Here is a 12,850-nt window from a genome sequence, read left to right as displayed (position 1 = left end):
CTTCTACGGGCGACTCGTCAGATGTGAAACTGCTGCCAAACTCGAGGCAAAATAACCAGAGAAGTAGCTGTAAAATAACTGTGGGTGATCACCAGTAATCTCCAGGCGAAAAGACAAGGAGTTTTTCCACGGAGAAAAGAAGAAAACCTCCAATGCAAGTAAGCCAAACCGACAAAGGAGGTTTCTTCTAGTGAATACATCACCCCAAATCCAAGCAGCCCAAGACTATCTGAAAGAAAGTTCCTGGCTGCAAGAGAAAAGAGTGAGTACTTTACTTAACAGTGTACTTGCCGGAAAGACAAATTTCAATACTTTAGAAAAAGAACTATTTACCATTGCCAGAGACTACTTGATTCAGATGCTGACTGCATTTTTAGAACACCTTGATCGGCTCATACTTTACTCGGCCGAACGGGAGGGTTGGGAAGTAGTTGAAATAAGGGAGCGAAGCCTCGAAACCACCCTGGGGGTGCTCAGCTACCCAAGACGCTACTACAAAAAGCGCACTTTAAGCGGAGCTTACGCTTACACCTTTTTGCTGGACGAACTGCTGGGTATACCAGCAAGAGCGCATGTCTCTGCCCGGTTGAGCGAAATAGCCGTAATGCTTGCCGCCGAACAAACCTACAGGAAGGCAAAAGAAACCTTAAAGACCACTTTGGGGGTGAGCATCAGCCACGAGACCATCCATCGGGATGTCCAAGTAGCCGGTGAACACCTCAAGAAATGGGATGGGGAAACTGGCTTAGACGGTACCGGTATCCGTGTTGTCCCTTTATTGGTTGTCGAAGTAGACGGAGCGATGATCAAACAACAGCGCCGGCACAAAAGAAGTGAGCAGAGACGCTTTGAGTTAAAAACAGCGGTAGTTTATGAAGGGTGGGAAGAAGGTCCGAATGGCAGAGCAAAACTGATCAACCCCACTTACTTCATTTACCACGGAAAAGGAGAAGAATTTTGGGGCGCCTTAGAACGGCGTTTAAGCCGGCTCTACGATCTTGACGGCTGCCCAAGAAAAATTATTGCCGGGGACGGAGCCGACTGGATCCGGGAAGGAGCCGATCTTTTAGGGGCCGAATATCAATACTGCCGGTTCCACTTAAAAAGGGATCTTATTAGCCTGTTTAACCCCCAGCACAGAAAAAAACTCGAGAAAATCCTCTATACGAACGACACGAACAGCCGGGCCGCTTTCAATATGTTTTTAAGGACGTTGATCATTGAAGAACCAAACGAAACCAGAAAAGAAAAACTAAGAGCTTTCCAAAGCCTAATCAATAGCGTTTGGGAAGGGATTACCGACTGGCGGGAAAGAAACCGTCCCTGCCCTTCCCCGGCCCGGGGATTGGGAGTTATCGAACCCAATGTGGGGCATACCATTGCCCGTCGGTTTAAACATCAGGGGGCTTCCTGGTCGGTAAACGGATCTGACAATCTCGCCCATGTTCGTTGTGCAAAAAGAAACGGTAATCTTATAGATATTCTTCGCCTGCCAGGGCCGCCTACTCCAGAGAGTGAGCCGGTACGAGTTCAGGACGGCTATTGGGCCAGAAGACAAACAGATGGCCTGGCTGCAAAAGATCCTGGGGATTGGGTACGGGCATCCTTGCCGGCAGCTTATGGACCCAATCAGAAAAGCCGGGAACTGGCATTACTAATTAGCCGTCTCACTTTAGATTGGATTTTTTAGACATGTTTTTGGTGAATCCCTGAGGCTTTTTTTGGGCGGCGCCGTCAGGGTAGCCTTGACTGCCGGGGGCCACACGCATGGTATAATGGGAGAAACGACGGGTTCGCTATCTTTGTAGACATGTTCCCGGAGCCACCCCGTCGGCATGTTTTATCAGACCATGCGTGGGGGTGGCAGTCAAGGCCGCCGCCACCGTGTTTTAAATTTTTTGCAATCTATATCGTGTCAAATTTATAACCTGGTTGAGTTGCATTGGAAATTATCGGATACGACCCACTTTAACTTGACAGCATCACCAGAGAAACCTTGCTTGACAAATGTCGCGATGATATGCTACTCTATATTCTGCGGGGCCGGTAAGTTACCGTGTTCAAGGCCCCTTTTATAATGCCGCTATAGCTCAGTAGGTAGAGCGCATCCTTGGTAAGGATGAGGTCACCGGTTCAATCCCGGTTAGCGGCTCCAAATTCAGAGGTCAGACGTCAGAAATCAGACATCCGGCCTCCGACGACTGGCAACCGAATATGGCGGCGTAGCTCAGCTGGTTAGAGCACACGGTTCATACCCGTGGTGTCCGGGGTTCAAGTCCCTGCGCCGCTACCATGCAGATAACAGGCGGGTGATGATAATAATCACCTGTCTTTATTTTTCTGTGCGGGGAGGATTTTTGCCCATAACGCAGAATTAATTATCGTTTTCCACAGTATGGTATAAGTTTAAACAGGTGTGGGAATAATTTAAAATCATGTAAATTACTGGTTGTGAATGTGTAAGGAGGTTTAAAAGACCAATGGCAAAGCAAAAGTACGAACGCACCAAACCCCACGTTAATATCGGAACCATCGGCCACGTAGACCACGGCAAGACCACACTTACCGCCGCCATCACCATGGTGCTGTCAACCGTAGGCGGCGCGTCAGTCAAGAAGTACGATGAAATCGACAACGCTCCTGAAGAGCGCGCCCGTGGCATCACGATCAACACCGCCCACGTAGAATACGAAACAGAAAAACGGCACTATGCCCACGTTGACTGCCCGGGCCACGCCGACTACATCAAGAACATGATCACCGGCGCCGCCCAGATGGACGGATCGATCCTGGTCGTATCCGCCGCCGACGGCCCCATGCCCCAGACCCGCGAGCACATTCTGCTGTCCCGCCAGGTCGGCGTTCCCTACATCGTTGTCTATCTGAACAAAGCCGACCAGGTTGACGACCCCGAGCTGTTGGAACTGGTAGACATGGAAGTGCGCGAACTGCTTTCTTCCTACGAATTTCCCGGCGACGATACCCCGATTATCAGCGGCTCCGCATTAAAAGCCATGGAATGCGCCTGCGGCAAGAGAGACTGCCAGTGGTGCAAATCGATCTGGGAACTGATGGACGCGGTGGACTCCTATATACCGACGCCGCAGCGGGCCATTGACAAGCCCTTCCTGATGCCGGTGGAAGACGTGTTCACGATTACCGGGCGCGGCACCGTGGCCACCGGGCGTGTAGAGCGCGGCCAGATTAAGGTGCAGGAAGAAGTGGAGATCGTAGGTTTCACCGAGAAGCCGCGCAAGACCGTCGTAACCGGGGTTGAGATGTTCAGGAAGCTTTTGGACAGCGGCCAGGCCGGCGACAACATCGGCTGCCTGTTGCGGGGCGTGGACCGCAAAGAGATCGAGCGGGGCCAGGTGCTGGCCAAGCCCGGCAGCATCAAGCCGCACACGAAATTCAACGCTGAAGTATACGTCCTGACCAAAGAAGAAGGCGGGCGGCACACCCCGTTTTTTAACGGCTACCGTCCCCAGTTCTACTTCCGTACCACCGACGTGACCGGCGTGGCGCACCTGCCCGAAGGTGTCGAGATGGTAATGCCCGGGGACAACGTCAAGATCTCCATTGACCTGATCACCCCGATCGCCATCGAAGAAGGACTGCGCTTCGCCATCCGTGAAGGCGGCCGCACCGTGGGCGCCGGCGTTGTAACAGGCGTCAGAGAGTAACCGATACGGTAAGTGAACGTGTGACAGACGTGAATGCATTGTCCTATATATCTTTGACCCCAAAGGAATGCAGCATATACCCAAGTCTCACGTCCCACGACCCACGACCATTAGATGTCCAAGTGCGGCGCTGACGCGCCGTTGTGCGATTGAAATGGCGCCTACATTTTGGGAAGTGTCAAATCTTAAACTAAAAGGAATGCAAAATATACTCACGTCCCACGTCCCACGACTCACGACCAAAAATGTAGGTGCGAATTCATTCGCCCAATTCTTAGACCCAAGAGAAATGCAGTATACAATACGCCCTACGCCGTATGGCCTACGCCCGACCTTCGGGAATACAGCATACAGCACGGTTTACGTCCGACCCAAAAGGAATGCAGTATATACTCACGTCCCACGTCTCACGACTCAACTCACGTCCCATTGGGTGGTATAAAAAGGCAGGAAGTTTGTTAAAATAAAACTATACCTGCAATACCTACCCTACTATTCAATTCCCGTACAGGGAAACTATTGACATCCATATTTAATTGTGTTAAATTTGATAAGGTATTCACAAAAAAGGCATATAAATTTTTTTTTTGGTTTTGGGGGAGGTGGCATCGTTGAGAGTAGGTGTTGCATTGGCCTGCAGCGAGTGCAAACGTCGCAATTACACAACCGCGAAAAATAAGAAAAATGACCCTAACCGTATCGAAATGAAAAAATACTGCAAGTTCTGCCAAACCCATACCCTGCACAAGGAGACCAGGTAACAACATGACAAGCCGCTTTCCACGGGGATGAACAACGCAGGTATAGCTCGTGTTGGGACATTTTTTAAAAAAAATAAGGACGTGGCAAAAATGGCTGTTACGAAGAAGCAGGACAGCAGCAATAAAAAGGATCAGGCAAAAAAAGACACAGTTAAGCGGGATGGTCTGGACAGAAAGGATACATCCGGGAAGGATATAGCCAAAAGAGATATCGTCTTGAACAAAGAAAAAAAAGAGATCGCCAAAAAAGAGCCTCCCGCCAAGAAAGACTTGCCGGCTAAAAAGGAGCAGGTCAATCGTCTCGAGCAGGTGCAGAAGTTTTTTAAGGGAACGCTTAACGAGCTCAAAAAGGTGCACTGGCCTAATCGCCGGGAGATAATCATATACACCTCAGTTGTTGTAGTAGCAGTTGTGGCAGTTGGAGTCCTGATCTGGCTCTTCGACTCAGCATTGAGTTTTGTGCTCAATTTTCTTCTTTAAAGATATTATCTGCTGAGGGGGTGAGGGACCTAACATTACCAAATGGGTCCCTTGTATTTTATGGAGAAGTTGTGGTATGTTGTTCATACCTATTCCGGCTATGAGAACAAAGTAAAAGCCAACCTTGAAAAGCGTATTGAGTCCATGAATATGGAGGAAAAAATCTTTCGTATTCTGGTCCCGATGGAAGACGAAATTGAAATGAAGGACGGCAAGAAAAAGATCTCCAAGCGTAAGATCTTCCCTGGCTATGTCCTTGTGGAAATGTTTATGACCGATGACTCCTGGTATGTTGTCCGTAATACTCCCGGTGTTACCGGCTTTGTCGGCTCCGGCTCGAAGCCGATCCCGCTGGACGAGGGTGAGGCCAGGCAGATTATCCGGCAGTTGGGCGGGGAGGAAATCCGGACCCGCGTTAATTTCAGCATGGGTGAGAACGTCCGCGTGATTAGCGGTCCGTTTGAGAACTTTATCGGCGCAATTGACGATATCAACGTGGAGAAGGCTAAAATACGTGTTATCATATCCATGTTTGGGCGTGAAACCCCGATTGAACTCGACTTCACCCAGGTAGAAAAAATCTCCTAAAAGCAAACTCAAGACACCCGGCAATGCAGGTGCGAATTCATTCGCACAAATCTTTGACCCCGAAGGAATACGGTATACAATACGCTTTACGCCTTATGCCCTATGCCCGACCTTGGGGATACAGCATAAAATACGGCTTACGCCCTACGGCTTACGCCCGTTCCGGGGTAATGCATTATTATCATGAATATACAGCATGGCTTACAAGGAATACATGCATACTCATGACTCACGTCCCACGTCTCACGACCCATTATCCACGTCTTTCGAAAGGAGGTGTGACAGCTAATGGCAAAAAGAGTATCAGCCATCGTCAAGCTTCAGGTTCCGGCAGGAAAAGCGACTCCAGCTCCTCCGGTGGGTCCGGCTCTGGGCCAGCATGGGGTTAATATTATGGCTTTTGTCAAGGAATACAATGAGCGCACTGCCGCTCAGGCCGGCCTGATTATCCCGGTGGAAATCACCGTTTATGAAGACCGTTCCTTTACCTTTGTCACCAAAACCCCGCCTGCCGCGGTACTGCTCAAGAAAGCAGCAGGTCTGGAAACTGCGTCCGGGGAACCCAACAAGAAAAAGGTAGCCAAGCTTCCCCGCGCCAAGGTGCGCGAAATTGCCGAGCTCAAAATGCCCGATCTGAATGCGGCCGATATTGAAGCTGCAATGAGGATGGTTGAGGGCACAGCCCGCAGTATGGGTATTGACATCATTGAGGGATAATAAGGTGGGAGGAAGCGTTTCCGTTAACACCACAAGGAGGTTGGAAGCATGCCGAAACACGGCAAGAAGTATACGGAAGCCGCCAAGCAGCTTGACCGCAGCGTCGTTTATGAAGCTGCCGAGGCGCTCGCTTTGGTAAAGAAAATAGCTCCAGGTAAATTTGACGAAACCGTTGAAGTAGCGGTAAGGCTGGGAGTCGATCCCCGTCACGCCGACCAGCAGGTGAGGGGCGCTGTTGTACTGCCTCACGGCACTGGTAAGACCAGGACTGTGCTGGTATTTGCCAAGGGTGATAAAGCTAAGGAAGCTGAAGATGCCGGCGCTGACTTTGTCGGAGCCGAGGACATGGTGGCCAAAATTCAGCAAGAGGGTTGGCTGGGGTTCGATGTGGCCATCGCTACCCCCGATATGATGGGTAACGTCGGTAAATTGGGACGGATCCTGGGTCCCCGCGGCCTGATGCCCAACCCCAAGACCGGCACGGTTACTTTTGATATAGTAAGGGCGGTACAGGAAGTCAAGGCGGGGAAAATTGAATACCGGGTAGATAAAGCCGGCAACATTCACGCCCCCATCGGCAAGGTTTCCTTTGACACGGATAAGCTGCTGGAAAACCTGCGCACCTTGATTGACACCCTGATCCGCGCCAAGCCTGCCGCCGCCAAAGGACAGTACCTCAAAGGCATTTCGGTATCGTCTACAATGGGACCCGGCGTGAAGGTTAATACTCAGAAAATAACCGCTTAAAGCGTGCCCAATATAAATTACAACATAAAAGCTGTAGACCGCTGGTGCTTAGCATAATGGCTCACCGCCGCCAGCCGAGGCCTGACTTAAACCTATCGTTTGGAGAAACGAAGGGCCTCTGTGTGTGTCTGCAGAGGCCCTATTTAGTCGTGGGACGTGAGACGTGGGTATGCATGCATTCCTTTTGGGAATCATGCGATGGGGTTAAGAGCCTTAAAGAGATACTAGGTTCCGACATCCAGTAACCCACTACGGAAGCAGAGGGACGGTTCTCTTGCTTCCCAGCATTCCTCGATGGTCAGGCGTAAGGCGTAACTCGATCTGCCAAACGATGCATACTAATCAATCTTACTTATCTCCTATGCTTTACAGCCTGCGACTGCGGCGACTGCGTCTATTTTTAGAAAAAGGAAGCAAAAGAACCGTCCCCCTGCTTCCTTTGACCCCAGAGAAATGCAGTATATACCCACGTCTAACGTCTCACATCTCACGTCCCATGAAAGGAGGTGTTTTTAGAAAAGTGCCTATTAGCAAAGCTGAAAAGGAAGTCATCATTGAAGAGTTAAAGGAAAAATTTGATAGTGCCAAGGTTGCCATCCTGGCGGACTACCGCGGGTTGAACGTGGCTGAAGCGACACGCCTTCGCCGCCGTCTGCGTGAAGCCGGCTGTGAATTTAAAGTGGCCAAAAACACTCTGGTGGGTCTGGTGGTGAAAAAACAGGGACTGGATGCCCTGGAGCCATTTCTGGAAGGTCCGGTTGGGATTGCCTTCAGCAGTGACCCGGTTGCCCCCGCCAAAGTGTTGGCAGATTTTATCCGTGAAGCCAAAAAGATGGAGATCAAGGCTGGAGTGCTGGATGGTAAGGTGATTGACGCCAAGGCTGTCAAGGAACTGGCCGACCTGCCCTCACGGGAAGTGCTTCTGGCCAAGGTGCTGGGCAGTATGCAAGCCCCGCTCTACGGTTTTGCAGGAGTCCTGCAGGGGACCCTGCGCAGTTTCGTCTATGCCCTGGAAGCTGTTCGCAAGCAGCGGGCCGGCGAAGCGTAGCATGAACATATACATTAAAATTTCAGGAGGTTTACAAAAATATGTCTAAAGTCCAAGAGATTCTCGAAGCCGTTAAGGGTATGACCGTTCTGGAACTGGCCGAACTGGTCAAAGCTTTTGAAGAGGAATTCGGCGTAAGCGCCGCCGCCCCCGTGGCCGTGGCCGCCGCCCCGGGCGCTGCCGCCGCGCCGGCAGCGGTAGAAGAACAGACCGAATTTGACGTCATTCTCACCGCCGTAGGCGACAAGAAGGTCAACGTGATCAAGGTTGTCCGGGAAATCACCGCCCTTGGTTTGAAAGAAGCCAAAGATCTGGTTGACGGCGCACCCAAGCCGGTTAAAGAAAAAATCTCCAAGGAAGAAGCCGAAGCTATCAAGGCCAAACTTACCGACGTGGGCGCATCCGTGGATATTAAATAAGAATTCAGAGACGGCCGGACTGCTGATTGGAGCCGTCCGGCCGGTATTTTCTCCTGGACAGGCCTCGCCTCTGCAGGCTGCAGCCGTCGGCATGGACAACTGCTCTGAAAATGTAGGTGCGAATTCATTCGCACAAATGCAACATGGGCTGCCACAAGTTCTGCGCTGGCGCGCCGTGTACCACCTACATCGGCTGGTGTTTTCATGATACGTGGCGTCGCGATAGCGGCGTGAGCAACTACCCTGAAAACATTTTGGCTGCTACAATATTGCTCAACTGCAGGTGCAATTTCATTCGCACATCCAGCTTAAAATCCCACCAAAATTTTTTAATTTCTCCAATATATCTTTTGACAATTCAGGCTTAATGTGCTATCATTATAAAATGTCACCACAGTACGGTTATACTTTTTGTTGCTTATATATGGAATTAAATGTATTACCAGGTTGTATCCTGGAAATAATATTTTAGATAGTCATAATGTATCAAAAGCGAGGTATTGTCAGATTACAAAGCCTTGCTTTTGCATTGTCTGGATTAGTAAACATAAGTTTATCCTGTCCATAAATATACGGGGGTGTGGTGCGCGCGATGGCTTATGCGGAAAAAGTCGGGCCCGGGGTACGCTATAGCTTTGGCAAATTGAAGGAAGTGCTGGAGCTTCCCAACCTGATTGAGGTCCAGCGCAATTCTTACAGCTGGTTTTTGAAGGAGGGCCTGCGGGAGGTTTTTCAGGACATTTCCCCGATCCAGGACTTTACCGGAAACCTGGTTTTGGAATTCCTGGACTACACCCTGGGTGAGCCTAAATACTCTGTAGAGGAATGCAAGGAAAGAGACGTAACCTACGCTGCTCCCCTGCGGGTCAAAGTCAGGCTGATCAACAAGGAAACAGGGGAGGTCAAGGAGCAGGAAGTTTTCATGGGGGATTTTCCCCTGATGACTGAAAAGGGCACCTTTATCATTAACGGGGCGGAAAGAGTTATCGTGAGCCAGTTGGTCCGCTCTCCCGGTGTGTATTACGCCGAGTCCATCGACCCCAGCGGCAAGAAGCTGTTTACCGCCACTATTATACCCAACCGCGGCGCCTGGTTGGAGTTTGAGACAGACGTGAACGACCACATTTTTGTAAGGATCGACCGTACCAGGAAGGTCCCTGCCACGGTCCTGATCCGGGCCTTGGGCTACAGTTCCAACGTCATGATTACAGAGTTGTTCGACGGGGACAATAACATCCAGGAGACGCTTTCCAGGGACAACACCGACACCGAGGAAGAAGCCCTGGTAGAAATCTACAAGCGCCTGCGGCCGGGGGAGCCTCCCACCGTGGACAGCGCCCGTTCCCTGTTGTCCGCCCTATTTTTCGACCCCAAACGTTACGACCTGGCCAACGTCGGCCGTTATAAACTACAGAAGAAATTAAAGCACGGCATACTTTACCGTTACGGTGAAAACGACGGCGGAGAAACCGAGTATGACGAGTTTTTAAAGAAGGAAGTTCCCAAGGACCGCGACTTTATCAGGGAACTGACCAGGGAAGATATTATAGAAGCCGTGCGTTACCTTTTAGGGCTCATGAACGGCGAGGGTAAAGTCGACGATATCGACCACTTGGGCAACCGCAGGCTGCGCTCTGTCGGCGAGCTGCTGCAGAACCAGTTCCGCATAGGCCTGTCGAGGATGGAACGGGTGGTCAGAGAAAGGATGACCATCCAGGACGTGGACGTGATCACTCCCCAGGTGCTGATCAACATCCGCCCGGTAGTAGCCGCGATCAAAGAATTTTTCGGCTCCAGCCAGCTGTCCCAGTTCATGGACCAGACCAACCCGCTGGCCGAGCTTACTCATAAACGCCGCCTCTCCGCGCTGGGCCCGGGCGGGCTCTCCCGTGAAAGGGCCGGCTTTGAGGTCAGGGACGTGCACCATTCTCACTATGGCAGGATGTGCCCGATCGAGACCCCTGAAGGTCCCAACATCGGGTTGATCGGTTCGCTCAGCACGTACGCGCGCATCAACTCATTTGGTTTTATTGAGACTCCGTACCGCAAGGTCGACAAGGAAAACAAGAAAGTCACCGACGAGATCCACTACCTCACTGCAGACGAAGAGGAAGGCATTGTGATTGCCCAGGCCAACGCCCTCCTGGACGAGGACGGCTGGTTTATCGGCAACCGGGTCAACGCCCGTAACCCGGATATCGTAGTTGTCCCTCCCGACAGGGTCGACTATATGGACGTTTCACCCAAACAAGTCTTTTCCATCGCCACGGCGCTGATCCCCTTCCTGGAGCACGACGACGCCAACCGGGCCCTGATGGGCGCCAACATGCAGCGGCAGGCCGTGCCTCTACTGAAAGCACAGGCGCCCCTGGTCGGCACCGGGGTGGAATACAAGGCCGCCCGTGATTCCGGGGTCGTGGTTATTGCCAAAAATAGCGGCATAGTGGAAAGGGTAACTGCCAACGATATCGAAATCAGGACGCAAAGCGGCGCGCTTGACCGCTACAAACTTTTAAAATTTACCCGTTCCAACCAGGGTACCTGCATCAACCAGAAGCCGATTGTGCGGCGGAACCAGCAGGTGGAAGCAGGCCAGATTATCGCCGACGGTCCATCCACAGAGTACGGCGAGCTGGCCCTGGGCCGCAATATCCTGGTGGCGTTCATGCCCTGGGAGGGCTACAACTATGAGGACGCCATCCTGGTCAGCGAGAAGGCAGTTAAAGAAGATTTTTTCACTTCCATTCATATAGAGGAATACGAGTGCGACGCCCGCGATACCAAACTGGGTCCCGAGGAAATCACCAGGGACATCCCGAACGTGGGTGAGGAAATTCTAAAAGACCTGGATGACCGGGGTATCATCAGGACCGGCGCCGAAGTCAGGCCCGGCGATATCCTGGTCGGCAAGGTTACCCCTAAGGGAGAGACGGAACTGACCGCGGAAGAGCGGCTCCTGCGGGCCATCTTCGGCGAAAAAGCCAGGGAAGTGCGCGATACCTCCCTGCGGGTGCCGCACGGCGAGGCCGGGAAAATAGTTGACGTCAAGGTATTCTCACGTGACAACGGGGATGAACTCCCCCCCGGAGTGAACCAGCTGGTGCGGGTCTATATCGCCCAGAAAAGAAAAATATCGGAAGGGGATAAAATGGCTGGCCGGCACGGCAACAAGGGCGTCATCGCCCGCATCCTGCCGGAAGAGGATATGCCCTTTATGCCGGACGGGACTCCGATCGAGATCGTTTTAAATCCGCTGGGCGTTCCGTCACGGATGAACATTGGACAGGTCCTGGAGACTCACCTTGGCTGGGCGGCCAAGACTTTGGGCTATCACATCGCTACGCCGGTCTTTAACGGAGCTTCTGAAAAGGACATTCAGGAATTCTTCAAAAAGGCGGAGCTCCCCGAAAACGGCAAAATGACCCTGTTTGACGGGCGCACGGGGCAGCCTTTTGACAATCCGGTCACGGTTGGCTATGTATATATGCTGAAGCTTGCCCACCTGGTGGACGACAAAATTCACGCCCGTTCCACCGGGCCATACTCCCTGGTCACCCAGCAGCCCCTGGGCGGCAAGGCCCAGTTCGGCGGACAGCGCTTTGGAGAAATGGAAGTGTGGGCGCTGGAAGCCTATGGTTCGGCCTACACCCTGCAGGAAATCCTCACCGTCAAATCGGACGACGTGGTCGGGCGGGTCAAAACCTACGAAGCCATCGTCAAGGGAGAAAACGTGCCGGAACCGGGTGTCCCGGAGTCCTTTAAAGTGTTGATCAAGGAACTCCAGAGCCTGGGGCTGGACGTCAAGGTCCTCTCCGAAGAAGACAAGGAAATAGAGATTAAAGAAGTAGAAGAAGATATCACCGAGACCGCCAAGGAACTTGGCATAGATATCCAGTCGGACGATACCCCGGTGGATGAACAGGAAGAAGAAGGCGAAGCCGATACCGATACCGAAATCTCCGAGGACGACGAGTTCAACGAGGACTTCCTGAACGAAGATTTTGATCTCGACGAAGACCTGGATTAAATTAGACGTGAGACGTGGGACGTGGGACGTGAGAAAAAGACCTGCGACCCAAGACTCACGTCCCAAAAAGTATGGATTTAGTGATAAGTGAGGATGTTGACCGGCGATGCATAAGAGACCCAAAAGAAATACCCGGTTCCCACGTCTCACGACCCACGTCCCACGACCCAAAAGGAATGCAGTATGAATTATTGAAACTGTTCGCAGTGCAAATATGTTAAAAAGTGAAGTGAGTTAAAACGTGAGTCATGGCACTATTCCTGACTAAGGACCACTAAGGAATGCCCGGTTCCTACTACTCACGACTCACGGCTCACGTCCCAAAATGCGCGGATTTCGTGATAAGTGAGGATGGTGACCGGCGGCGAACCAGGGCCCCA

General features: G+C 51.8%; 10 protein-coding genes, 2 tRNA genes and 1 other annotated feature. All 12 genes read left to right on the top strand.

Annotated features, from left to right (window positions below; translation table 11 throughout):
- Nucleotides 1–190 precede the first annotated feature (190 nt).
- The 12 genes from Psch_RS09140 (at nt 191) to rpoB (ending at nt 12,470) form a co-directional block, all read left to right on the top strand.
- Complete coding sequence (locus tag Psch_RS09140; protein ID WP_190238768.1) at nt 191–1,690, top strand: ISLre2 family transposase; 1,500 nt, start codon at nt 191–193, stop codon at nt 1,688–1,690.
- Nucleotides 1,691–2,079: 389 nt separating this feature from the next.
- A tRNA-Thr gene (locus Psch_RS09135) sits at nt 2,080–2,155 on the top strand.
- A gap of 61 nt (nt 2,156–2,216) precedes the next feature.
- Nucleotides 2,217–2,293 (top strand) — tRNA-Met (locus Psch_RS09130).
- Nucleotides 2,294–2,480: 187 nt separating this feature from the next.
- Complete coding sequence (gene tuf, locus Psch_RS09125; RefSeq protein ID WP_190239947.1) at nt 2,481–3,683, top strand: elongation factor Tu; 1,203 nt, start codon at nt 2,481–2,483, stop codon at nt 3,681–3,683.
- A gap of 611 nt (nt 3,684–4,294) precedes the next feature.
- Nucleotides 4,295–4,444, top strand: a complete 150-nt coding sequence (gene rpmG / locus Psch_RS09120; protein WP_190239954.1) for a 50S ribosomal protein L33 — start codon at nt 4,295–4,297, stop codon at nt 4,442–4,444.
- A 90-nt stretch (nt 4,445–4,534) separates the two neighbouring features.
- Nucleotides 4,535–4,924 carry a preprotein translocase subunit SecE gene (gene secE, locus Psch_RS09115; protein WP_134220139.1) on the top strand — a complete coding sequence of 130 codons (390 nt, stop codon included), beginning with the start codon at nt 4,535–4,537 and terminating at the stop codon, nt 4,922–4,924.
- Between the two features lie 60 nt (nt 4,925–4,984).
- Nucleotides 4,985–5,512 (top strand): transcription termination/antitermination protein NusG, encoded by a 528-nt coding sequence (nusG, locus tag Psch_RS09110; protein WP_134220140.1) that lies wholly within the window; start codon nt 4,985–4,987, stop codon nt 5,510–5,512.
- A gap of 288 nt (nt 5,513–5,800) precedes the next feature.
- Entirely contained in the window at nt 5,801–6,229 is a 429-nt protein-coding gene (rplK, locus tag Psch_RS09105) for a 50S ribosomal protein L11 (protein ID WP_134220141.1), read from the top strand.
- Between the two features lie 48 nt (nt 6,230–6,277).
- Nucleotides 6,278–6,976, top strand: a complete 699-nt coding sequence (gene rplA, locus Psch_RS09100; protein ID WP_190239953.1) for a 50S ribosomal protein L1 — start codon at nt 6,278–6,280, stop codon at nt 6,974–6,976.
- Between the two features lie 13 nt (nt 6,977–6,989).
- Nucleotides 6,990–7,131: a sequence feature (ribosomal protein L10 leader region), on the top strand.
- Nucleotides 7,132–7,496: 365 nt separating this feature from the next.
- Nucleotides 7,497–8,024 (top strand): 50S ribosomal protein L10, encoded by a 528-nt coding sequence (rplJ, locus tag Psch_RS09095; protein WP_190239952.1) that lies wholly within the window; start codon nt 7,497–7,499, stop codon nt 8,022–8,024.
- A 41-nt stretch (nt 8,025–8,065) separates the two neighbouring features.
- Entirely contained in the window at nt 8,066–8,443 is a 378-nt protein-coding gene (gene rplL / locus Psch_RS09090) for a 50S ribosomal protein L7/L12 (protein WP_134220144.1), read from the top strand.
- Between the two features lie 592 nt (nt 8,444–9,035).
- The gene (gene rpoB / locus Psch_RS09085; protein ID WP_190239951.1) at nt 9,036–12,470 is read left to right on the top strand and encodes a DNA-directed RNA polymerase subunit beta; all 3,435 of its coding nucleotides are present in this window, start codon (nt 9,036–9,038) and stop codon (nt 12,468–12,470) included.
- The last annotated feature ends 380 nt before the right edge of the window (nt 12,471–12,850 follow it).

The organism is Pelotomaculum schinkii (assembly GCF_004369205.1).
GTDB classification, from domain to species: domain Bacteria; phylum Bacillota; class Desulfotomaculia; order Desulfotomaculales; family Pelotomaculaceae; genus Pelotomaculum_C; species Pelotomaculum_C schinkii.
The sequence above is the reverse complement of the archived record's forward strand: the minus strand, read 5'-3'. Positions and strand labels throughout refer to the sequence as shown.